Annotated in this window: 21 protein-coding genes, 1 tRNA gene and 3 pseudogenes; 10 read left to right on the top strand and 15 right to left on the bottom strand. The window is 59.7% G+C overall.

From position 1 onward, the window contains the following. Positions 1-13: 13 nt before the first annotated feature. The 5 genes and pseudogenes from K6I40_RS12725 (at position 14) to K6I40_RS12705 (ending at position 4,719) form a co-directional block, all read left to right on the top strand. The gene (locus tag K6I40_RS12725; protein ID WP_222919427.1) at positions 14-619 is read left to right on the top strand and encodes a chemotaxis protein CheC; all 606 of its coding nucleotides are present in this window, start codon (positions 14-16) and stop codon (positions 617-619) included. Continuing rightward, complete coding sequence (locus K6I40_RS12720) at positions 616-1,884, top strand: chemotaxis protein CheC (RefSeq protein ID WP_222919426.1); 1,269 nt, start codon at positions 616-618, stop codon at positions 1,882-1,884. The genes K6I40_RS12725 and K6I40_RS12720 overlap by 4 nt, the downstream gene beginning before the upstream one ends. Then, positions 1,881-2,396, top strand: coding sequence for a chemotaxis protein CheD (locus K6I40_RS12715; RefSeq protein ID WP_222919425.1), 516 nt, complete (start codon positions 1,881-1,883; stop codon positions 2,394-2,396). Before K6I40_RS12720 ends, K6I40_RS12715 begins: the two co-directional genes overlap by 4 nt. Next, on the top strand, positions 2,393-3,301 hold the full coding sequence (locus K6I40_RS12710) for a protein-glutamate O-methyltransferase CheR (protein ID WP_222919424.1): 909 nt from the start codon (positions 2,393-2,395) through the stop codon (positions 3,299-3,301). Before K6I40_RS12715 ends, K6I40_RS12710 begins: the two co-directional genes overlap by 4 nt. Positions 3,302-3,427: 126 nt before the next feature. Then, positions 3,428-4,719 (top strand): annotated as a pseudogene (locus K6I40_RS12705) (hypothetical protein). 48 nt (positions 4,720-4,767) lie between these two features. On the opposite strand, the gene K6I40_RS12700 reads toward K6I40_RS12705, so the two are convergent. From K6I40_RS12700 to K6I40_RS12665, 8 genes and pseudogenes are all read right to left on the bottom strand, one after another. After that, on the bottom strand, positions 4,768-5,529 hold the full coding sequence (locus tag K6I40_RS12700) for a hypothetical protein (protein ID WP_222919423.1): 762 nt from the start codon (positions 5,527-5,529) through the stop codon (positions 4,768-4,770). Further along, positions 5,526-6,020 carry a hypothetical protein gene (locus K6I40_RS12695; RefSeq protein ID WP_222919422.1) on the bottom strand — a complete coding sequence of 165 codons (495 nt, stop codon included), beginning with the start codon at positions 6,018-6,020 and terminating at the stop codon, positions 5,526-5,528. The genes K6I40_RS12700 and K6I40_RS12695 overlap by 4 nt, the downstream gene beginning before the upstream one ends. 1 nt (position 6,021) lies before the next feature. Then, on the bottom strand, positions 6,022-6,525 hold the full coding sequence (locus K6I40_RS12690; protein WP_222919421.1) for a hypothetical protein: 504 nt from the start codon (positions 6,523-6,525) through the stop codon (positions 6,022-6,024). A gap of 11 nt (positions 6,526-6,536) precedes the next feature. Beyond that, positions 6,537-6,887, bottom strand: a complete 351-nt coding sequence (locus tag K6I40_RS12685; protein WP_222919420.1) for a hypothetical protein — start codon at positions 6,885-6,887, stop codon at positions 6,537-6,539. Then, complete coding sequence (locus K6I40_RS12680; RefSeq protein WP_222919419.1) at positions 6,881-7,522, bottom strand: hypothetical protein; 642 nt, start codon at positions 7,520-7,522, stop codon at positions 6,881-6,883. Before K6I40_RS12680 ends, K6I40_RS12685 begins: the two co-directional genes overlap by 7 nt. A 4-nt stretch (positions 7,523-7,526) precedes the next feature. Then, complete coding sequence (locus K6I40_RS12675) at positions 7,527-8,048, bottom strand: hypothetical protein (RefSeq protein ID WP_222919418.1); 522 nt, start codon at positions 8,046-8,048, stop codon at positions 7,527-7,529. Between the two features lies 1 nt (position 8,049). After that, a pseudogene (locus K6I40_RS12670) lies at positions 8,050-10,103 on the bottom strand (type II secretion system F family protein). Beyond that, the gene (locus K6I40_RS12665) at positions 10,100-13,966 is read right to left on the bottom strand and encodes an ATPase, T2SS/T4P/T4SS family (RefSeq protein ID WP_222919417.1); all 3,867 of its coding nucleotides are present in this window, start codon (positions 13,964-13,966) and stop codon (positions 10,100-10,102) included. The pseudogene K6I40_RS12670 and the gene K6I40_RS12665 overlap by 4 nt, the downstream one beginning before the upstream one ends. Before the next feature lie 413 nt (positions 13,967-14,379). Here K6I40_RS12665 and K6I40_RS12660 point away from each other — a divergent pair, with 413 nt between their 5' ends. Continuing rightward, a complete protein-coding gene (locus K6I40_RS12660; RefSeq protein WP_222919416.1) occupies positions 14,380-15,147 on the top strand; it encodes a glucose 1-dehydrogenase in 768 nt (255 codons plus the stop codon). Between the two features lie 162 nt (positions 15,148-15,309). Beyond that, positions 15,310-16,073: pseudogene (locus tag K6I40_RS12655) on the top strand (acyl-CoA dehydrogenase family protein). Between the two features lie 272 nt (positions 16,074-16,345). Here K6I40_RS12655 and K6I40_RS12650 read toward each other — a convergent pair. Further along, positions 16,346-16,418 (bottom strand) — tRNA-Arg (locus tag K6I40_RS12650). A 15-nt stretch (positions 16,419-16,433) separates the two neighbouring features. Further along, positions 16,434-16,748, bottom strand: coding sequence for a twin-arginine translocase TatA/TatE family subunit (locus tag K6I40_RS12645; protein WP_222919415.1), 315 nt, complete (start codon positions 16,746-16,748; stop codon positions 16,434-16,436). 295 nt (positions 16,749-17,043) lie between these two features. Here K6I40_RS12645 and K6I40_RS12640 point away from each other — a divergent pair, with 295 nt between their 5' ends. Further along, positions 17,044-17,523 carry a redoxin domain-containing protein gene (locus K6I40_RS12640; RefSeq protein ID WP_222919414.1) on the top strand — a complete coding sequence of 160 codons (480 nt, stop codon included), beginning with the start codon at positions 17,044-17,046 and terminating at the stop codon, positions 17,521-17,523. A 66-nt stretch (positions 17,524-17,589) separates the two neighbouring features. After that, positions 17,590-18,405, top strand: a complete 816-nt coding sequence (locus K6I40_RS12635; RefSeq protein ID WP_222919413.1) for an HD domain-containing protein — start codon at positions 17,590-17,592, stop codon at positions 18,403-18,405. Between the two features lie 303 nt (positions 18,406-18,708). On the opposite strand, the gene K6I40_RS12630 is transcribed toward K6I40_RS12635, so the two are convergent. Continuing rightward, complete coding sequence (locus K6I40_RS12630) at positions 18,709-18,933, bottom strand: helix-turn-helix domain-containing protein (protein ID WP_222919412.1); 225 nt, start codon at positions 18,931-18,933, stop codon at positions 18,709-18,711. 270 nt (positions 18,934-19,203) lie between these two features. Here K6I40_RS12630 and K6I40_RS12625 point away from each other — a divergent pair, with 270 nt between their 5' ends. Continuing rightward, positions 19,204-19,398, top strand: a complete 195-nt coding sequence (locus tag K6I40_RS12625) for a DUF1427 family protein (protein WP_222919411.1) — start codon at positions 19,204-19,206, stop codon at positions 19,396-19,398. A 329-nt stretch (positions 19,399-19,727) separates the two neighbouring features. On the opposite strand, the gene K6I40_RS12620 is transcribed toward K6I40_RS12625, so the two are convergent. From K6I40_RS12620 to sdhC, 4 genes are read right to left on the bottom strand one after another with little or no spacing between them, the layout of a single operon-like run. Beyond that, positions 19,728-21,566 (bottom strand): FAD-binding protein, encoded by a 1,839-nt coding sequence (locus K6I40_RS12620; RefSeq protein ID WP_222919410.1) that lies wholly within the window; start codon positions 21,564-21,566, stop codon positions 19,728-19,730. Positions 21,567-21,568: 2 nt separating this feature from the next. Next, positions 21,569-22,441, bottom strand: coding sequence for a succinate dehydrogenase/fumarate reductase iron-sulfur subunit (locus K6I40_RS12615; protein WP_222919409.1), 873 nt, complete (start codon positions 22,439-22,441; stop codon positions 21,569-21,571). 1 nt (position 22,442) lies between these two features. After that, positions 22,443-22,808 (bottom strand): succinate dehydrogenase hydrophobic membrane anchor subunit, encoded by a 366-nt coding sequence (locus K6I40_RS12610; protein ID WP_222919408.1) that lies wholly within the window; start codon positions 22,806-22,808, stop codon positions 22,443-22,445. Beyond that, positions 22,808-23,239, bottom strand: a complete 432-nt coding sequence (sdhC, locus tag K6I40_RS12605; RefSeq protein WP_222919407.1) for a succinate dehydrogenase, cytochrome b556 subunit — start codon at positions 23,237-23,239, stop codon at positions 22,808-22,810. The genes K6I40_RS12610 and sdhC overlap by 1 nt, the downstream gene beginning before the upstream one ends. Positions 23,240-23,310 lie beyond the last annotated feature (71 nt).

Here is a 23,310-nt window from a genome sequence, read left to right as displayed (position 1 = left end):
TACGGAGGAATCCATGACGATGATGGTCGATATACGAAAGCTGAGCTTCATAAACGAGATGGCAAAGGTCGGGACGAACGGCGTCGCCGACAATATGAGTAAACTGACCGGCGAGAACGCCCAGATGGAGGTGACGAAGACCAACTTCATCGATGTCGACGACATCGAGTCCCAACTCGATAGCGGGAAGCGGGTCGGCGTCCGCGTCCGGCTGCTAGACCCCCCACACGGGCACATCCTCATCCTCTTCCCCGAGGCGAGCGCGAAGAAGATCACGGCGATCATGCTCCGCGACGTCGTCGACGACATGGGCGATGTCTCCGGGAAGATGGCCCGCAGCGCCGTCGAGGAGATGGGCAACATGATGGCAAGTGGCTTCATCGACGGCTGGGCAGACGTGCTCGGGCGCGCGATCGACATCGCCGCGCCACAGCTCGTCTACGCGCCGACGGGTGACATCGTTACCCGGACGGCCAGTCTCGGCGGCGACGATCTGGCCCTGTTCTTCGACTCCGATCTGTCGGTTCCCAGCTACCAGATCGAAGCCGAGATTTACGCATTCCCTGACTTGGAAGAGTTTGTGGAAATGGTCAACGGCATTGAAGTCCAATCCGCATGAAACTCGACGTTAACGCACTCGGCACGTTCTACCGGATGGCTCGAGAGGGAGCTGGATTGGCAGCGGGCCGACTCACCCATATGTTGGGTGTCGAGACGAAAGTCGGCGTGACGAAACTCAACTTCATGCGCGGCCAGGAGATCCGGCGCGATTTCGAGGACTCGACCGAGAAGGTCGGCGTCCGAGTCAAGCTGACCGGCGGGATCGAGGGCTACTCGGTCGTCGTCTTCGAGCGCGAGAACGCGCTCCGAATCGTCGAAACCCTGCTCGCAGAAGCCGGCCCCGATGCGGACGTCGACACCGATGTCGGCGAGATCGACGGCTTCGACGAGATGACTGAAAGCGCCGCGACCGAGGTTGGTCACATCATGAACAGCGGCTTCATCGACGGCTGGGCCGACGTCTTGGAGACCGTCATCGACGTCTCGACGCCGGAGTTCGTCGAGGGTCAGACCGCCGAGCCCTTTTTCGGCGACATCGACGAGGCACCGGCCGACGACGACCTCGCTTTACTCTTCCAAAGCCAGATCGAAACCGTCGGCACCGAGGTCGGCTTCAGTCACTACCTCTTCCCGAAACGCGAGTCGATGTCGAAGCTCTTAGAGCAACTCCGTACCAGCGAGGGCATCGAGTACGACAAACTCGACGGCTTCGACCGGATGGCAGAACGCGGTGCCGAGGAGGTCGCCAAGACGGCGACCACGCTGACCGGTATCGATACCAGCGTGGAGATCCGCCGGCTGAACTTCGTCTCGCTCGAGGCGATTCCCGAGCAGGTAGCTAACGAGAAACTCGTCGGCGTCGCCTTCGAGTTCGACGGGATGCCGAGTGGCTATCTCCTCTTCCTGTTCGATGAGGAGTCGGCCCACGAGATCGTCGACGCGATGGTGCCTATGGAGGTCGACGAGGACGGCTTCGGCGAGATGGGTACCAGCGCTATCAAAGAGCTCGGAAATATCATGGCCAGCGGGTTCCTCGACGGCTGGGCGAACGTCCTCGATACGACGATCGACCACTCGACGCCGGAGTTCATCCACGACATCGGCGCTGCGGCCGTCGACCCGGTCATCATCCAACTCGGCGAGAATCAGGACTTCGCGTTCGTCTTCGACACGGTCGTCATGGCCGACGGTCGGGAGTTCGACTGTGAAGTGTACGCGATTCCTGACGAGTCGGATCTCGAGCGGGCGCTGAACAACTTAGACGTCGATCGGATCGAAGACGCCCAGACGACGGCGGAGTTCCAGGAAGTCGATAACGCATGAAAACGTACGGTACCGAACCAGGTGCACCGACGCCGGTCCAGGTCGGCATCTCCAAACTCGTCGTCAGCGACGGCGACGATACGCTCAAATCCTATGGCCTCGGGTCGTGTCTGGCCGTCGCCCTGTACGATCCGAACTCCAATATCGGCGGATTGGCACACGTCATGTTGCCCGACGGCGACGCCGCGGACAACAGCGAACGCAAACCCGGCAAGTACGCCGATACGGCGATCCGGGCACTCCTCCGGCGCATGGTCGAGCAGGGGGCCAACTACACCGCCGTCGAAGCAAAGATCGCCGGCGGCAGCGACATGTTCGAGTTCGAGAGTTTCGGTGATGGCGTCGGACAGCGAAATATTGCCGCCGCGAAGACGGAACTCGAGAAACTCGGCGTCCCCCTTGAGGCGGAAGACGTCGGCGGCGAATACGGTCGAACCGTCGAGTTCACACCGGGAACGGGCGCCCTCATTGTGAAGACATCCGATGGCGATAACGGAGTGACGGAGTTGTGATTGGCGACGGCGCTGGCGACGCTGGCACTGATCCTGCCGCCGGCGACCGGGACGACGAGGTGTTCGCCGACCTCCTCAGGTTCGTCGAAGATGAACTGTCGTTCGCAACAAGTCATTACAACGACAGCTACCTCGACCGGCGCATCTCCTCACGGATGCGCCGTACCAGAAACGAAACCTACGAAACCTACTTCGAGCAACTACGGCACGATTCCGACGAGCAGGAGGCGCTGCTCGAGGCGATGAGCATCAACGTCACGGGTTTTTTCCGGAATCCGGATGTCTGGACAGGGATTCGGACCGTCCTCCGAAAGCTGTCCGCAAAGGATACCACCGTCCGAGTCTGGAGCGCCGCGTGTGCCGACGGTCGAGAGCCGTACTCACTTGCGATGCTCGCACGCGACGATCCCAAGATCGACGAATCCAGCGTCTACATCCTCGGGACCGACATCAGTACCCCGGCACTCGAGACGGCCCGGGAAGGCGTCTACGAGGAATCCCGAACCGTCGACCTCGACGATCAACTCTCCTTTCTCGACGACTATCGACAGTACGTCGACGTCGACGATCGGACCTACCGCATCAGCGACGAGGTCAAGCAAAACGTTCGCTTCCAGCGCCACGATCTGATCAACGACGATCCGAAGTCGGGGTTCGATCTCGTCATCTGCCGGAATCTATTCATATACATCGATAACGCCTATAAACGGCCGATGCTCGAGACGATCGCCCGGTCGCTTCGGACGGACGGCTACCTCGTCATCGGCAAAGCCGAAACGATCCCACCGACGCTCAAGTCGGCCTTCGCCGTCCGCGAGGCTCGCTTGCGTATCTATCAGCGAGAAACACGCGGCACGAACGGCGGGACGACCGACCGCCGTGCGAACTCGAACTCCGAATCGTAGGGTGGACGAGACGCGGAGCGATCGACGGACGACATGGGGAACCTCCGACCGAGCACTGATCACTGCTGTTCACAGCTCGGAAAATAACCAGTTATTACATGACGGTTCGTCGAATACTCTCAACGAATGCCTCCGCTCGACCTCCGACCGTTCCTCGCCCGCACTGCGGCGCTGATTGACGCTTCGCCGCCGACCTCTCATCAGGAAACCCGTACGTGTCTCGTCGAGCCCCTTCTCGAGACACTCGGCTGGGATTGCCGTGCCGACTCGTGCGTGACTGACCGAACCGTCGACGGCACCCGAGTCGAGTACGTGCCGACGATCGGTTCAGTGCCGGCGCTATTCGCCGCCGTCGAGAGCTATGACGCGTCACTCGAGGAGTCACGAGCAAACGCACTCCGGGGGGCGATGGCCTGGACGGGTGTCGACCGCGCGATCTATACGAACGGCCGTGAATACCTCCTGCTCGCGGGCACGTCGGACGTCGACTACCACGCGCTCAGGCTCTCCGAACTCGCCGATGCCGAGTCGGCGCTGGAAAACTACTCGAGAGCGACCCTCGCTCGCCGACTCGAGCACCACTCGCGGGACCACGTCGCCCGGCGACTCGCCCTCGAGCGACCGCGGCTCGTCGACTCAATCGTCGAGCGGCTGACGACGGCCGCCGTTCAGGGCGACGTCTATGCCGACGAGTTCGAATCCGCGGCCGATCGATTCCTCGACCAACTCGTCGTCGCGTTCGCCGAGGATAGACCGGACCCGGCAGACACCGGGACGGACGTCTCGATTCGGTTCAGTGAATCGACGGTCACCGATGACGGGGAGACGAATGTCGACCGCGAACCCGGCTCCCGATCCGGGACGACACTCGGGCCGGGTGGCAACGATGCCACCGGCCCGGGAACGGACGCAACTCGAGCCGGAAGCGAGAGTGCTGCGGGCTCGAACTCGGACACTGCCGGCGAAACTGGAACGGACGACGCGGCAGAGACCAAATCGGACGATCGATCGGGATCTTCCCCCGACGACGAATTGAGCCAACCGACTGCTGACACCGATACCGGCTCCGAAGGGAGTTCCGACGGCAGCGAATACGTCGTCCGGTTCTTCAACGATCGCGGTTCGATCGGCGCGATCGGCCACTCGACGGCGGAGGGGGCACTCGTCGAGACCGCCGAGTACTTGTTCGACCGAGGCCTCTCCGGCGTCGAAGTCCCTGGAGTCCGGACGACGCCGACCGTACAGTCCTGAACGCCACCCCCGCCCACACCGACGGCTCGCCGATGACCGAATCGACACAGCTCTCGAACGGTCTCTATCTCGCGACGGAAGGTAATCTCAATGATCGAGCCGCACGCATCGAGGCACTCGCCGCTCGAGCGGGACTGCGAACAATGCTCACGGGGGATTGGGAATAACGTTCCGACGGCGACCGTTGACAGTCTCTTGGAAAAATCGTAGTGGAGTCAGTACTCGATGTCGGCTTCGACGACCGTTATGACGACTCGCAGGTTGGTACCGGAACACGTAGCATCGGGATACGAATCAGTGTTCCATCCGGAGCGTTCAAGCGTTGTGTTCCACGCGTTGTCGTAGTCCGTATCCGCATTAATAGACACATCAGTGACATTATTCGCGATTTGCGTGCTGCGAGTTGACTCGGTCATTGTCAATTCCCGTGTGCCGCTACTCTGTATCGACCTGTTGTCCGCTTCAACCGAGGTGAGCGTAATCATAGCCGTTTCGTTTGTTGGATCACACGTTAGTTGTGGCCGTTTGAGAACGACGCTACCGCCGTTTTCGGCGGAGCGAACGATACCACCACCCTCGTACACGATGGTATCGGAACCGGTAGTGTACGCAAGTTCGCCGAGATTGACGGGGCTGGCATCGGCGCTATCGGTATCGAGGGAAATGTTGAGTTCCGTTCCACCGGGTTCGGTCGAAAGCGTCCCTTCCTGAAGCGACAGTTCACCGCGTCGCTTGTCGATTCCGTCGTATCGCATGACGTCGTTGAAGTTCTCCGTGAGCGCCTCCATTGCCCGTTCGGAGTTCCGTAGCTGCTCGTTGTCACTGTAATCGGCCATCGCCTGAAAACCGGTCATGGACAGCAGCATGACGGAGCCGATGATCGTCGCGAACACGAGGGTAAACGCGAGGACATCGGACACCGCACGATCGTTTTTGGCACGTCCAGCGCTCGTCTCCGAGGTTCGATTCCGTTTCATGAGGTCCCTCCGTGGATCGATATCTCACCAGTAGGTCGATATTGGATCTCGATCGTGCCACCTAATATCGGATCCCCGTCGTTTACCGTTGCGTCGACCTTGACAGGGACGTAGACTACCGAATCCGCGTCGGTCGCCGTCAGTCGCAGACAATCGGTCGAACCCTCGAGAAGCGGCGCGTCCTGACAATCGCCCGCGGTGAGTAGTTCGACCATGTACGACGACCCTGCAACCGTTCGCGGATGGTCGGCGGTAGCGGTCACCTCGTCGTTCGTCCCGACCGCGGCCCGGTCGACGTTCGAAATTTCGTCGCTCAGGCGCTCGCCGACCGTCTCGAGCGATGTCTGCGCACTGTTTTCCTTCTCGTTCTCAAGGAGCGTCCCCCCGGCCATCAATAGCATCGCGATGAGTACTGTCGTGATAGCGATCGTCAGTGCATGCGTGACCGTGATCGAAACACCGCGGTCGTCCTGATAGAATTTGGCGTCCATCTTATCTCTCCCTCTCATAGATGGGGATTTGTACTGATCTTGTGTAGGAAATATGGCTAGATTCGTATGTAATATCCACAAGGACGTCCCACGCGCCGTCGTGGTTGTCAACGCTGATCGAGTTTCCACCTTTCACAACGAGTTCGTACGAGCCTGAGACGCCGCTGTTCTTGGAGAAGTTCAATTCGTCGTACGACTCGTTCAGATAGATCAGTTCGGGGTCACAGTCTGTCCCGTTAATCTCTCCGCTAACGAGATCAACTCGTGCAGGTGGTTTGAAATCACAACCTTCAACTACGTATTTATTGTCATCATTATCGTAATTGAATTCTACATTATCGTCCTCAGTAGCTATCTCTAGATATCCCTTACTGTATTCATCAAATTCCAGAGCAAAATGGCCGATCTGTCTCGTCGTATTGACGGTTGAGTCGTTATTCGTCAGATTTAGACTCGAATTGGATATCTTGTTGGTCGCAACTCGCGCCTTCGTGTCAACCGTCACGTTGTCGATCTCTATGATCGCTGGTCGGTTGTTGGCTGTTGTATTCTGATATGCTTGCGCGTATCCTGGGATGCTTTCGTTCCCTCGGTCACATTCTGAAGCGTCTCGTTGTAATCACTGGTCTCAGTCTCATTCCAGTCGATGTTCCCTCGATGGGTGATTCCCCGTATCCCATTCTCGAGTTCCTCGTTCGTAACTTTGGCATCGGATCCGCTCTGGGCCGTGGGCCCAGAAGAGAGCGTTTCGGTGGCGAGCACACCATTGTAGACGACGACGGCCCCCAGAATGACGAACGCGAGGGTAATCGCGCCGACGAGGAGCAATTGACCGCGGTCGCGGTTGCGATTGGAGATGGTTACCATGCGATCACCCGGACTTCGACAACGTTGTAGACATGATTTTCCTCACTGTTGTTTAAGCCCTGAATCATCGGCTTCTCCGATTTATTGGACACACTCCCGTTGAGGTCGCTCAGCGTTTGCTCTCGGTCCGGAACCACATACTGATCGTCGTACAGCGTCACGGTATAACTAGCTGTAATGCTCGATGGCGGCGGTGCCGACTGGAAGACGACCGTTTTCTTTTCCCCGCCTTTCGGATGGAGTTCGACGTTGTATCCCCCGCCACGCTCGTTGAACCGCTTGTTCAATACAGTCCCGAGTATCGATTTATTGGCAAAGGTATCAGGGTGGTACGTCCAGTAGTCGTCGCCGTCTGGTTCCGGTTGCCCGTCAGCCCCTTCGAATCTACCTTCATCATCCCAGCGTCGGATCGTCTCCGAGAGATTTTCGTCTTCGGCTGCGACGACCAGTGCGTCCAGCGCTTCCTGTTGCATCTGTGCCTGATCCGACCGATCGACACCGCCGGTCGACGGCATGATCACGACCGACTGCAATGCGAATAGGGTCGCCATCAACACGACCATCGCGCCGATGAACCCCTCGAGCGTATAGGCCTGTCCGCGATCATCGCTAGACGGAATATCGGTTCCGACCATGGTATCACCAGACCCTCACGACGAGACGACAGGCGGGGTCACACTCATTGCTCCCGTTTTCGAGCGTAATGATCCGTGCCGAACTGGCCGCCGACTGGTTGGTGTACGGTTCCCCGGCGGTGGTACTAGGGTTAAGCGTGGTACTATTGTTCACATATTTAATGGATATATTCAGGTTATCGTAAACGACATCGCCACTGCTTGCCCTGAGCCCAACCTCCTCGGTCAGGTTGTCATCTCCAGCGTAGTCGGTGAAGTTGATCTCATTACCCGATCCCGTCCCGAGGTCGTCGACGATCCGGTCCGCGATCCGATCGGCCTGTGCCGTCTTCGCACCGCCCGACGATTCGTACGGCGTCACGAGTGATGGGAGAAACGAGAAGACGAAGGCGATCGCCAGCAGGAAGACACCGATTCCGACGGCGAAATCCTGCGTAGTCTGGCCTCGTTCTGCGAGTGAGATGGAAATCGTTCGGGGTCGTCGAGATCGGTTCCGCGTTCGGTCGTCTGTTCGTTGTCTGTTCATATTAGGCCACCAGTGTCCAGCCGATAAGAGCGACCGCGGACAGTCCGACCGCGTATTTCAACCCGCTCAATATGCTGGCATCCCGCATATACCCACAGATAAATCCGGAGATGATCGCTTGGAGGGTCACTGCGTGGAAGAACAACACCGCCAGCATGTCGACGTTGATGTTCTCGCTAAAGTTGGCACCCTGCGCATCGCCGCCACCGCCGGATCCACCACCACCACTACTCTCAAGACCGGCCATCGTGTCGATGAACTGCGTCTTGAGAATCGCGATCACTGCGAGCACCGTCATGAACGTCATGATGATGATCACGATCTGCATGCGGGTTCGGGACTTGCGTTCGCGCTGGATGTCATCGTGATTCTCGCTCGCAGTCGCAGCCGTCCGGAGAACATCCGAGATTTCATTCGAGGCCTCCTGAGCTTCGGTGATCAAGCGCATCGTTCTGGCGAGCCGTGGAATGTGGTACTTGTTGTTAAACTCGATGAGCGCCTCTTTCAGACTCGTCCCGTAGTTGACCTTCGTATGCACCATCTCGAACTCGCTGGCAAGTTTGCCATTCGTCGTGTCTGAGACAGCCTTGAACGACTCGAGGAGTGTCAGTCCGGTATCGTTGGAACTCGAGAGTTTGCGGAGGTCTTCAGAGAGTTTGTTGACGACGGCGGTTCTGTGACGAGCGTTCCATTCGCGGAAAATGGCCAACGGAAGCGCGATGATGTACAGCGGAATATAGAGGTAGATGACCGTTCCCCAGACCGGTCTCTCGAGGAGTTCTTCCCACGACATCGGTGTCGCTCCGTTTACCATGGCCGTGACGAGGATGACGAGTGCCGTCGGCACAGTCAACGCGAGGGTGATCAGCGGATTGTCTCTGAAAAGAGATGTGGCTTCCGTAGGACTCCGATCGTCTCGTGGGTCCCCTCGCGGTTCTTGATCCGATCGAAGACGCTGTGGTCGCCCGTGAACTGTTCGACGAGTCCGAGGCCTAACAGGCCGTCATCCTGGCCGGTTTCGGTCCGCTGATCGGTATCTCCCATCGAGAGGTAGCCATCACCAGGCTCGTCGTGTTTGACCGTCGAGACGAGGACGATGAAGGCGACGCCGATCATCGGAATCAGCCCGTAAACGACCATAAAGAGCATCTGGTTCGACACATCCGCGCTTGGGATCATCTGCATGATGACCATAATGATGATCAGCAATAGCGGAAACAGCGACAGCGTCATGTACATCTCTCCGAACAACTCGAGCGTTTCGAGGGTGAGTTCCTGTTCCTGCTTTGCGGTGCGCATGTGCTTTTCCTTCTTGTCCTCGAGGAAACTCTGCATGTCACCGCCGCTGTTGACGATCGAGAGCATATCGGTCAGGAACTGCGAGAGATCGTCGCTGGGCGTCTCCAATGCCTGTTTTCGGATAGCCGTCCGGTAGTCGATGTCGAAGTACTCGGTCTCCTTGACGATGCTCTGGAACTCCTTTGCGACCTCGCCGTAGGTGTCATCAGCATGGGCCATCGTCTCGATGATTTCGAGTTGATTCAGGCCACCGACTGACAGGGCGTACATGAACGAGACCGAGTCGGTCAGAAGCATGTTGATCTCGCGCTTACGGGTGGACGCACCCGAGTAGGGGATTGCGACCATCGATCCGAAACCGATCGCGAACCCGATCGAGCCGAGTATCAGTCCAGTGAAAAAGATGATGGCCGGCACGCGGAGTAGTTCGATGATACTGAGGAGGAGTCCGTTGCCAACCGGAATGCCGATGAGCGCCTCGTTCGAGAGGAGGCCGATGGCGAAGATCCCATAGCCGAGCATCAGCCCGATCAGCCAGAGAGTGAGGCCGCTGATGAATCCGATGCCGAGCGCTCGCGAGAGGTAGAGTTCGACCGTGTCCGTCATCCGGGCCTGCGCGAGTTTCGTCTCGACGTTGGCGACAAACTCGCTGTCGTCCCCGAACAACCTGTCGTAGAGTGGGTAGAACAGATCACCGAGTGCATCGGAACTGGCCGACACGCCCGATCCGCCACTGTCCTTGGTTTGGTGGCTCATGAATCGCTGTCCTCGTCACGTCCATCGACGTCGAAGATGCTGCCGTTGTCCGTCGATTCCGCGTCATCGTTGCCTTTGAAAATCGACTCGTCGTCGTTCGACTCGTCGTCGTCGAACAGTGACCCGTCATCGTCGGCCGTCTCCGCCTCGTCGTCAGTGAAGATCGATTCCGACTCGTCGCCGAATATGGAACCGTCAGCGGCGGGTTCGTCGTCCGGTTCCGATTTCGGTTCGGCGGTCGTCGATTCGCTACTGGCGGCCGGTCCGTCATCGGAGGCAGGGTCAGCCGACGAGTCTCCACCACCGTCATCGATATCAATCGTCGGCGGGTCTTTGCTGGCGGTTCCCGGCGTCGCAGACTGGTCCTCGTTTCCTGTGCCGGTCTCACTGCTCCCATCGTCGGAACGACCGGCAGGCGAATTGTCAGGCTCCGTAGCGCCCGTCGCGGGCGAGTCTGGGCTGGTCTTGTCTGCATCCGTCGACCCGCTGTCGATATCGATCGTTGGCGGCTCCGGCTCGTCGCTCGAGGCCGAGTCCATCCCGGCAGCGAGTTGCTCACTGATATCGTTCGCCGACGTGTCGTTGCCAGATTCCGGGTCGAAGATCGAATCGAGATCGTCTTCCGGGAACATCGAGTCGAATCCGGACGTATCCAGTCGTCCGTTTGCCGCCGACTCTCGGTCGCCAGTTGCCTGCCCCGACTCGGGACTGCCAATCTCATCGATTGTCTCTCCCATATCATCGAACAGTCCACCCAGATCGCTATCGTCGGCGTCGTCGGACGGAAACACCGTCGAACCGTTCGCCGTCGACCCGGCTTCGTTACTCGCTCCAGTACTGCTCGATTCAGTTGTGTTGTCCGCCGAGCGATGCTCGTTGTCCGCGTTCGAATCGGCCGGTCGGGCGTCGTTCCCGCCCGCAGTCGACATTTCGGCTTTGGCTGCAGTACTCTTCTCTGGTGCGCTATTCAATGCGGGAGAATCAGAAGTACTGTCGGGATTATTTCCGGTCGCGGCTTCGCCGGCTGTACTCGATCCCACCCCGGTAGCGGCAGCAGCCGGTTCGCCGGTGGCTGCGTCACTGGATTGGTCGTTCCCAGCGGCCGCGGCCTCTCCGGCGTCGCCATCGACCTCAGATCCTTCGCTCAACCACGCCGGCTCGTCGCCGTCGCTGCCGTCATCGCCGTCGATCGCGAACTCAGTCGAACTGTCGCCCAGTTCCCACTCGCCCTCGTCGACGGTCTCGTCGACATCGCCGCCGAACTCGAACTCGTCACTGTCGGCGCGGTCGACCTCAATCGTACTCTCTGCTTCGACATCGCCAAGCGAGCCCGCGAGGCCGCTGGGAACCTCACCACGGAACTCCTCGAACAGCGACTCCTCGGCCCGTTCTAGGATGTCCATCGAGAGGTTGTACGTCTCGCTGGTCGCCTCGGGCCGTGGAACAAGCTCCTCTTTCTCCGGGTCGACATCGATCAGGACGCTCTCCATCTCGCGGAGGTCCTCGAGACTGTCCTCGAGTTGGCCGTTCGCTATGAGCGTGAGGATGGTCTCAGGATCGTTGATGAACGCCTGAACGGTCGCAGCGACCTGCGCGTACGTGTTCAGTTCGTTCTTGATGAGGTACGCGAGGATGACCTCTCGCTTGAACAGTTCCTCCTCGAGTTTCTCCTTGCTCCAACCGCGGTCGAACTGAATCGCCTCTAGGGTGTTCGAGTCCCCCATCTTGAGGTACTCGTCGGTCTCGGCCTGCCACTGATAGACGTCTTGAACGTTGATCTCGTCGTGTTCGGCCTCGTAGTGGTTGATCTCGGTCAACGACTTGTTCCGGCGGACCTTCCGGCCTTGGACCCGCGTCTGCGTCTGGATCGAGACGAGGTCCAGCGCGGTGAACATCGTTTTCGAGACGTTGATCGGGTCTGTTGTGAACCGCTTGAGTACCTCGTCGACGGAGTCAGCGTGGAAGGTGGTGTAGGTAGTGTGACCGGTCGACATGACCTGGAAAAGCGTCCGGCCCTCTTCACCACGGATCTCACCCATGACAATGTAGTCAGGTCGCTGACGCAGTGCGGCCTCGAGCAGGTCGAACTCGTCGACGTCACCTTGCTCGTCGTCGGAGAACGAGGGGCGGGTGACGCTGGCGATCCAGTTGCGCTGTGGGAGTTCGACCTCGCGGGTGTCCTCGATGGAGACGATCTTCGCACTCGAGGGGATAAACAGCGAGACGGCGTTCAGCGAGGTTGTCTTCCCGGACGCGGTACCGCCGGCGAAGATCAGACTCTTGTGGTTCTCGATTGCGAGCCAGAGGAACGCCATCTCGTCGAGTGAGAAGGTGTTCCAGTTGATCAGGTCGATTGGGGTGAACGGAACGTCCTTGAACTGACGGATGGTGTAGTTAGTCCCGTGGTCGGAGACCTCCTTGCCGAGTGTGAGCTGGGCACGCGAGCCGTCGGGCAGCGTCGCGTCGACCTGTGGGAGTCGTTTACTGATCCCTTTGCCCGACCGCTGGGCGAGTTTGACGACGAAATCGTCGAGCTCCGACTCGCCGTGGTAGATGTTCGAGATGATCTGCTCGTACTCGGAGTGATAGACGAAGACGGGCGAATTGTAGCCGTCGACGGAGATGTCCTCGACATTGATGTCGTGTTTAATGCCGTCGATGCGCTCGTAGCCGATGAAGTCCCGCGTGAGCAGGTACAGGAGCTTTTCGACCTGATACTCGCTTAGCGTGTCCGGATCGTCTATGAGGATGGCCGGTTCGGGCCGGACTTCTATTCCGCCGAGTTGATCTGGGCCGGTATCCTCGGCCTCGACTATGGCCTCTTCGTCATCGTCGAGCATTCTCCGAACCACTTGGACCATTCCTTCGGACGTGCTACCGGAGGTCGCTTCGAAGAGGTCATATCGTTTCAGCAACCGCCGGGTTTCGTCCTCGATCACCGCTCGGCGGCCGCCCTCGTTCGCCTTTTCCTTGATGTCGTCCTCGGAGTACTTGATCGCCTTCCTGAGTTTGCCTGAGAGGAACTCCTTGAGTTCCATCTCGATCTCGTTCTGGTAGGGCTCGATCATGTAGTACTTCTTCTCGTTCTCCTTCTCCGAGTGGAAGATGATGACGTAGGCGTAGGGTTTGTTCACCCAGTAGCGCTCGACCTCCCGAAAGTGGGTCTTCTTCTCGAAGGGAACCGCCTTCTCGAGATCGTAGCGATTAGAGACAGTGGTGTTTCCTGTGGCCGTCGCGAAGAACTCGTCCTCGTCGAGATCCTCCTGGACGTTGACGGTGCGTTCCTCAACGACGTCGTCGAGATCCAAGGCGGCGTCGTTGGCAGCAGCCAGACGTCCCTCTAACGTGTTGGGATCAAAGCCGAGCGCCTCCGATTTGTCGAGCGGCGATGATTCGTCGTGGTCGTATGCCAGCTTATAGTGTTCCCAAGTCCAGATATCCTTGATAACTGGTGTCGTCTCCGGATCAGTGTACTTCTGAACGATCGGCTGGAGCGTGGCAGCGTTATCGCCGGCGATCGGCAGGATCTGTTCCTCGAGGTCGTCGGGGTGGTAGCCGAGGTACGACTTCGGATCGAACTCGACTCGGTCCCAATCGTCTCCACTTGGGAGTGGCCCGATATCCTCACCGGTATCAAGTCCGAGCTGGTCCGTCTCGGTCCCGTCGTCGGGATACAGGGCGGACACTTCGTCGCCGTACCCGTACTCGTTCATGAACTCTTCCCACGTATACTCGCCGACGCTGATCGCCGAATTCGACGTCAGGTCAGATCCTTGAGACCGCTCATCTTCCGACGCAGAGTCGGATGCCTCCCCCTCAGAAAAGTCCCCAGCATCCGATTGGTCGGCCTCGTCAATAGCCATTGCATCCACACTGACGTTCACCCCTCAAAAATCCATCCGCCCATTACCATTTCTGATAATCTAAAATCTACTTGTTTGCGATCAATCCACCTCTTCTTACGCAGGTTTTAGGTCATAACTGATACTGGTCGCCGACAGCTGACCGGTCGAACGTCCCCTCCGCCGCGAGAAGGTCTATCTCGGCACCTCACCGAGCGCGGCCGACCTGCTCGAGTTGATCGAGCAGTCGACGAGCACGGTGACGACCTCTCGAGGCTTGAGCAGCTCGACCAGTGGCTTCTCACCGAAATTCGCGTCATCGAGCGGATCTCGAGACAGCGACCGAGAAGTTCGACCTGAGACGGCGACCGGGAAGTTCGACAAGAAAGGACTGCGCGAAAGCTTGACGTAGGCGACGCCGAAACGGGGGACCGATGAGCGAATTATTCGATCTCGATGGACGGGTCGCAGTGGTCACAGGCGGCGGACGCGGTATCGGCCGCGCAATTGCGGTCGAACTGGCGAACGCGGGGGCCGCGGTCGTCCCGAGCGCTCGATCGACAGACGAAATCGAGGCCGTCGCCGCCGATATCGAAGACGCCGGCGGTGACGCAATCGCCGTTCCCGCAGATGTGACGGACGGCGACGCCGTCACCGAGGTCATCGATCGAGCCGTCGACGAGTTCGGCGGCGTCGACATCGTCATCAACAACGCCGGCTTCAACCCCGACGATGCGCTCGGCCGACCGGAAGACGTCGAGACCGAGAGCCTCGACCGCGTGCTGGACGTCAACTTGAACGGCGCGTACGAGGTCACGCGCGCCGCGGCGGACCACCTCCTCGAGAGCGACGGGGGGTCGGTTATAAACGTCGCCAGCGTCGGCGGACTGGTCGGCCTGCCGCGCCAGCACCCCTACGTCGCGTCGAAACACGGCCTCGTCGGGCTCACGAAGAGCATGTCGCTGGACTGGGCTCCGGAGGTCCGGGTCAACGCCGTCGCGCCGGGCTACGTCTCGACGGAACTCACCGAGGACCTCGAGGGCAACGAACGGCTGCGTCAATCGATTATCGACCGCACGCCGCTGGATCGCTTCGCCGACCCCAAGGAGATCGCCGGTCCTGTCGTCTTCCTCGCGAGCGAGGCCGCGAACTACGTGACCGGCTCCGTGCTCGCGGCCGACGGCGGCTGGACGGCACGGTAGGTCCGATTCCTCACGGCCGCTCTCCGTTCTGTAATCGACGGACAACCGATTCGAACCGATCTGGTTCGGTCCGATCCGTTCTCTACCAAAATCATGGATGTAATTGCGACCGTGTGGGGGTTCTCCAAACGCTTAGCCGTCGATCGGGGCTACCCCCACACTATGCGCTACGATGACAGTGACCAGGCACGTGATGTCGCCGAGCGTGCCAACGCCTTGATGGAAAAAGTCGTCCTCCCGATCGAACGCGAGCGATCCGGCGGGATGGCCGTCTCGAGTGGCACCATCGCAGAACGCCGTGCGGCCGCCCGCGAATACGATGTCTACGCCCGCAGATTCCCGAGGAGTACGGCGGGATGGGGCTGAGCTTCCGCAATTCGCTCCCCGTGTTCGAGGAAGCGGGCCGTAGCCTCCTCGGGCAGGTCGCGATGCGCGTCGACGCGCCCGACGAAGGGAACATGCACCTGCTCGAACTGGCCGGCGACGACCTGCAGAAGGAGACGTACCTCGAGCCGCTGGTCGCCGGCGAGATCAAGTCCGGCTTCTCGAGACGGTGACGAGTGGGTCATCGACGGCCACAAGTGGTGGACTACTCAGGGCGTGTCGAGGCGGACGTCCTGATCGTGCTCGCCCGAACTGACTCGGAGGCCCACATCCCCGTCTCGATATGCAAAGTCTTCACCGCCAACGCCACCCAGGAAGCCATCGACCTCGCGGTGCAGTGTTGCGGTGCCAATGGCATCGGGAAGGATCTCCCGCTGTTGGGCTTCTACGAGTCGGTCCGCCAGTTCCGCATCGTCGACGGCGCGGACGAGGTCCACCGCCGCGTCATCGCTCGTGTCGCCTTCGAGGACGTCCCCGAGGAGGAACTCGAGCCGCTGACCCGGTTCGGAGATCCTAATCGGGAGCGAAGTGGCGGCCACTGACGACACGCTTATCGCCGCCGATTTTCCTGCCGATCGCAGTCATGTCTATCGGTCGCATGGGACGATCGTCTAGATCGCGACGGGTGGGTATCGCTCGAGACGAATCGCCGTCAGTCTCTCGAGCGTCGCCGTCGCTCGTCGCCGGTTGATCTCGAGAAAGTGGCGCATGGGATTCGAACCACGCCTGAGAACCTGCGCCTGCGGCGCAGAATCTCGGTCTGATTCGAACCCGTCAGAGCCGCTCGCACGACTCACTATCGTTCGCCGACGAACGGGCGTGGCGGGATTCGAACCCACGATCAGAAGGTTAGGAACCTCCTGCCCTGTCCGCTAGGCCACACGCCCCGGCGCAAAAAGAACTTAGTTGGTTTCCGTCTCGGTTTCGGCCTCGGTACTCGTCTCTTCTTCGGTGGTGACGGGTTCCGTGTCGACGAACTCGTCGTCTTCCTCAAGGTCGCTCTCAGTGACGTTGCCGCTCCCGTCACGCATTTCCTCGAGTTCCGTTTCGACTTTCTCGCGGCCCTTCTGGAACTCGCCCATCGCCTCACCGGTCGATCGTGCTAGCTTCGGAATCTTGTTGGCCCCGAAGAGCAAGACTGCGATGATTAGAATGATGGCGAGTTCCGGTGGCCCCATGCCGCCGGGGATGAACAGCGGTGCGGTTTCGACTACCATCTCTATACGTGGCTTATCCGCTGGCAATTATAACCTTTTTGGACCACTAAGGTAAGCAAGCGGCCGCGACAGTCCACTTGTGGACGAAATTCGTCCAGATGGACAGTGTGCTGTTTGCTATCCGGCGACTATACCAGGTTTCACCGATCCAACTGGAGTATACACTGTGGCTACGAACACAGTCGCGTAGTCGTCGACACCGAGCGTCTCGAGCCCCCGTTCCACAACGCGCTTTGGCCTCCGTTCGGTTCCGATAACGAAACTGTCTTTCGGGGTTACACGCAATGATAGGACGATGGTAGCAACCGGAGATGCCGCACCCGACTTCACCGCACCGCTCGCAAACAGCGACATCGAGGAGTTCACGCTATCCGAGCGCCTCGCGGACGAAGCACCGATCGTCCTCGCGTTCTTCCCCGGTGCCTTCACCGGCGTCTGTACGACCGAGATGTGTACGTTCCAGGACCGCCTCGCTGCGTTCAACGACCTTGATGCCGCCGTCTACGGAGTCAGCCGCGACTCTCCGTTTACCTTGAACGAGTTCCGCGAGCAGAACGGCCTCGAATTTGGTCTTCTCAGCGACTACAACAAGGAAATCGTCGACGACTACGGGCTCTCGATGGACTTCGCCGATCTGGGCGTCCACGGCGTTGCCAAGCGCTCGGTGTTCGTCGTCGACGGCGACGGCGAGGTCGCCTACTCGTGGGTCAGCGACGACCCCGGCGTCGAACCCGACTACGACGAGGTCGAGGCCGCAGTCGAGAATCTCTCCTAACTCACCACGGGACCGTCGATACACAACCGTCGCAGGGCTTTTTTAGTCCGCAACCGACAGTCAGGTATGAGCGATTCCGCCGCCGATGAGGACTCCCGCCGCGTCTACTCTCCAGACGAGGACCACAACTTTCCCGACGAGAAGGTAAACACTGTCCTCGAGTATGTCGAAGACGACGAGGAGATCACAACCTATCTCGAGGCACAGAACATCAACGCAGTCGACCGAATGCGGTACAACGACCACGGGACGAAACATATCGAAATCGTCCGCAACCGGGCACTGTGCCTGTATGACCTGCTCAAAGCGGGCGACGTCGACTTCAACGGTGCGCGCCAGCAGAACCTCGACGAAGAGGACGAATCGGTTATCATCGCACTCGCGGCGACCCTCCACGACGTCGGCCACGTCGTCCACCGCGATAGCCACGCCTACTACTCGATCCCGCTGGCCGCGGACATCCTCGAGCGGATCCTCCCCGAGTTCTACGACGTCGCCGATACCGTCCGGATGAAAGGCGAGACCCTCCACGCGATCCTCTGTCACCACACCGCCGAGACGCCACTCACTACCGAAGCCGGCGTCATCCGCGTCGCCGACGCCCTCGACATGGAACGGGGCCGCTCCCGAATCCCCTACGAGTCCGGCGGCCGCGGGATCAATACTCTCTCGAGTCAGGCCATCAGCCGCGTCTCACTCCAGCAAGGCGACACTACCCCCGTCATGGTCGAGATTGCGATGACTAACGCCGCCGGCGTCTATCAGGTCGACAACCTCCTCAAGGCCAAACTCAAGGACTCCGGACTCGAAGACCAGATCCGAATCGTTGCGCTCAACACGAACGAGAACCGCGAGCAACTGGTCGAACGGATCGAATTGTAGGTTCCAAATAACCCCACCTCTGCGTATGAGTGGATAACGCAGCTCTCTCTTCTACACCTCTGGTACGTTCACCAACATTACTACCGAACTAGCCACCAGAATAATGTCGCTTACCGGTTTATTTACCGTGGAAACATCCCCCACCGCACCAGGATCTTCTTGATATCGACCTATCTACCCTATATACGACCACGTTCTGTCCTTATAACTCCCTGAATACCGAATATCAGGCCACTTACTGCAATCCAAATACGCTACTCAGTGATTCTACGACTGTCAGAGGCGTACTATTAATCGATCGTCTCAGACGACTTCGAATCCTGCTTCGGTCCGCTCGAGATACCCGCGATCCCGAAGCGTCCCGGTGATCGAGAGGACGGTCCCCTTCGTGACCGCGAGGTCATCACAGAGGTCTTGAGGGGTCGCACCGTCGCTGGCGGCCAGATACACGTACACCAGTTTCGCGCAAGCGGAGTCGAGATCGGTCGGCACCGAGACATCGAGGCCCGTCGTCGCTGTCTGAGTCATACTCGATATTCTGTGTTTCGACGATAATAAATGTCATCTACAACGATCGTCGAAAACGCGGGGCCGAGACGGCCCCCTGTACCGTCGATGTCTGGTCCGTCGTTCGTCGAACAGGCGGTGAGACCGTACGCTGGCCGCTCGAGTGCCCGATTTCGCATATAGTTGATCGTCGTATCAGCGACAGACGATACCTGTTGGCAGGAATCCTGCGGCCCGTGAATTCGGACGGACTGCTTTTGTGGGCTCACTCCCGAGTAGTAGGGGGACGCAATGTCGACGCAAATCACTATCCTCGCGCTGCTGACTGGGTTGCTGACGGGTGCCCTATTCCGATTTCTCAACGTTCCGATCCCCGCTCCGCCGGAATTTCCCGGAATCATGGGCATCGTCGGGATCTACGTCGGCTACAAGGTGATCGAGTATCTCGACATCGGCGTGGACCTACTCGAGATACTCGGAATATAGCGGCGCGAACGGGTGTGAAATCGCCGCTCGAAGTATATCTGGACGACCCGGTCGCTTACAGACGAGTCCCACGCCACCAGATCACGACGGGAAAGAGGATGGGAATGAGAAATAGTCCGCCAATAACGCCGATAGCGAGTATCGACGGTGGGGCGGATACGAGGACGAAGTACCCGATACTTCCGAGAAGCAGGACGATAATAAGGTTTAACCGGCGAACGATTCGTTGCTCGTCCATTTAGTATCGGTTCCAATATCAGGAATATAAAACTTTCCGACGGCAATCGAACCGGCTGCAGAACGACGATCGGAGAGACGCCGGTGTGGCGTCAGTAACTGCGCTCTTTCGGCTCGTAGGTCTTGTTCTCGCCCTCGAGAATGACCGGTCGATAGAAGATCGAGGGTTCGCCCTCGTCCCAGGAGATGAGCGTGTGCTTGAGCCAGTTCTCGTCGTCGCGGATCTGGTTCTCCTGTCGCCAGTGAGCGCCGCGGAACTCGTTGCGTACGAGCGCGCCGAGCGCGATCGTCTCGGCGACGTCGATCAGGTTCCGCGTTTCGATCGTCTGCTGGAGGTCCGTGTTGAACGTCTTCGAGGGGTCGTCGACGTAGACGTCCTGGTACTCCTGTCGACACTCACGGATGATCTCGAGTGCTTTCTTGACGCCCTCCTCGGTCCGGAAGACGTTGACGTAGTCGGTCATGGCCTTTTGGAGCTTTGCGCGGATCTCGGCGTGCTGGACGCCGTCGTCCTTGTCCATCAGGCGGTCGACGCGCTCGCGAGCCGTTTCGACGGTCCGCTCGAGGATACCTTCGGCATCGGCAGTAACGCCACCGTCTGCGGCGACACCACCGCTCGTGTCGAGTCCCGCTTCGCCGGGGGCGACTGGGAGCTCGGTCTCGGTCTCGTCCTCGACGTCGTCGCCGTAGCCGGTCCGAATCTCGGGATCGCCCAGATCCTCGCCGGCGGCGTGGCGGCCGGCGCGCTTGCCGAAGACGATCAGTTCCGGCAGGGCGTTCCCACCGAGCCGGTTGCCACCGTGGACGGAGACGCAGGCACACTCGCCAGCGGCGTAGAGGCCGTTAACGCAGGTCTGGCCGTTCTCGTCGACCTCGATACCACCCATGGCGTAGTGTTGCCCGGGCTTGACCGGCATCGGCTCGACGAGCCCGTCGACGCCTTCGAAGTCCTCTGCGAGGTGGAGGATGTTCTCGAGGCGATCCATGATGCGCTCCTCGCCGAGGTGGCGCATGTCGAGGTGAACGTACTCGTCCTCGACGCCGCGGCCTTCGTTGACCTCGGTGAGTTCGGCGCGGGCGACGACGTCCCGCGAGGCGAGCTCGCCGGAGTTGTTCGCGTAGCCGTGCTCGAACATGAACCGCTCGCCCTCGTTGTTGTATAGGATGCCACCCTCGCCGCGGACACCCTCGGAGATGAGGACGCCCGTTGACGGCAGCGACGTCGGGTGGAACTGGATGAATTCCATGTCCTCGATCGGCGCGCCCGCACGGTAGGCCATGGCGTGGCCGTCGCCGGTACAGGAGACGGCGTTGGTGGTGTGATCGAAGGCCTGTCCGGGGCCACCGGTCGCGAGGACGACGCCCTGATTCGCCTTGAAGCCTTCAATGTTGCCGGACTGGACGTCGTAGGCGACGACGCCGTGGCACTCCCGATCATTGGGATCGGACTCGTCGGTCGTCGCCAGATCCATGACGTACCACTCGTCGTAGACTTGGATGCCTCGTTTGACGACCTGCTCGTACATCGTGTGCAGCAGGTGGTGGCCGGTCTCCGCGCCGGCGTAGGTGGTCCGCGGGTACGAGAGTCCGCCGAACGGTCGCTGGGAGACCCGGCCGTCGTCCTCGCGGGAGAACGGCATCCCCCAGTGCTCTAAGTTGATCGTCTCCTCGGGAGCGTCCTGGGCGAGGGTCTCGACTGCGGGCGCGTCGCCGAGGTAGTCCGACCCCTTCATCGTGTCGTAGGCGTGGAGTTCCCAGTCGTCGCCCTCCTGGAGGGCGGCATTGATGCCACCCTCCGCCGCGCCGGTGTGGCTTCGGACGGGGTGGAGCTTCGAGACCATTGCCACGTCAGCTCCCGCCTCGTTCGCTGCGATCGCGGCCCGGAGGCCGGCGCCGCCGGCGCCGACCACGATAACGTCGTGTTCGTACATAATTACCAGAACTTCAGGTTCTTCTTGACTGCTTCCCGCTTGAGCTCCTGAATGTGCTCGGTGAGCGGAATGTCCTTCGGACACACCTCAGTACAGGAGAACTGGGTCTGGCACCGCCAGACGCCATGTTCCTGCTCGAGAATGCGGAGTCGGTGCTCCTTGATCTCCTCGCCCTCGCGGTCGTCCATCGCGAACTTGTAGGCCTTGTTGATCGCCGCGGGGCCCAGATACTCGTTGTCGCCGGCCGCGATGTTACACGAGGACATACACGCGCCACACCAGATACATCGCGAGGACATCTTGATCTTCTCGCGGTTTTCCGGGCTCTGGCGTTGTTCTTCGAGCGCGTCCGTGTCGGGCGTATCCTCGTCTTGGAAGTACGGCTCGACCGTGTGCATCTGGTCGTAGAAGTGATCCATGTCGACGACCAGATCCTTGACGACCTCCTGATGGGGCAGCGGCTCGATGCGAACCGGCTGCTCGAGTTCCGAGATCTGGGTCTTGCAACCCAGTCGCTGCTTGCCGTTGACAAAGAACGCGTCGGAACCGCAGACGGCCTGCCGACAGGAGTGTCGGAAGGTCAGCGACGAGTCGTACTCGTCGCGGGCGTACATAACCGCGTCAAGGACGGTCATCCCCTTTTCGAAGGGGACGTGGAAGTCATCGAAACGGGGCTCCTGTTTGCCCTCGATTTCGGGGTCGTAGCGGAACACCTTGATATGGACCGTCTCCCCCTCGAGTTCCGCTCGTTTTTCGGCGTGTTTGTCGACCATGCCGCCGCCTTTCTGCTCTTCGGCCGCTGGCGACTCCGCACCTTTCATCTCCGGATCTTCCGGTGCTTCTTGACTCTCGGGTTCGGCTTGTTGTGTACTCATATTAGATCAGTCCTCTCATTACGAGTGCGACGTAGGTTCCCTGTGCGATGAGTGCGACGCTGGCGAGGACCAGCACCGCTAGCACGACCTTCTTCTGGGTTCCCTCGAGACCCTGATTGATCAGCGCGTTGTAGACGCCGTTGACGCCGTGGAACGTGGCAGTGATCAGGAACAGAACCATCGTGAGGAAGTAACCAACGTTCTCCATTCGGGCCTGAGTGCTCATGAAGGTTACTTCGTACGCGTGATTGACGAAGTGCAAGAGGAAGAAGTGGAAGGCGAGAACGACGACAAGAAACGCCGCCGTGATCCGCTGGAGGAACCAGCCGGTGCCGCCGGGGGTAAATGAGGAGTATCGTTCCGCCATTAGATGGACACCTCCGTCAGGAAGGTCGGAACGCTCGCGACGGTGATCGCACCCGTCAACACCAGTGAGGCGTAGAAACTCTTGTCCTGTGCCTCGAGTCCAACGCCGAGGTCGACCATCAGCAGGCGGAGGCCGTTCAGGATGTGGAAGACGGCCACCGCGAGCAGGCCGACCTCAAGCAGTCGGATGAGGAACAGGCCCTCGAGTCCCTGCAGCGTCGCAGTGTAGACGTTGACCGCTTCTCCGTCGACCATCGTCGTTTCGCCCTGTGCGCCACCGATAGACGTACTCAGCACGGCAATATGGGTGAACAGGTAGCCGATCAGGACCCATCCGGTGAACTTGTGGAAGATCCACGCCCACATGCCGGCCGAGAACTCCTTCCAGCGACCGAAGTCCTCGATGAGACCGCGATTGTAAGACTGACTCATGCGCTCATGTGGACCGTTTGACCGTGGGGGTATAGAAGTTACTTCTTGTGTTCCCAGTGTTCCAGAGAAAC

Source organism: Natrinema sp. SYSU A 869 (assembly GCF_019879105.1).
Taxonomy (GTDB): Archaea; Halobacteriota; Halobacteria; order Halobacteriales; family Natrialbaceae; genus Natrinema.
This window is presented reverse-complemented; position numbering and strand designations above follow the sequence as displayed.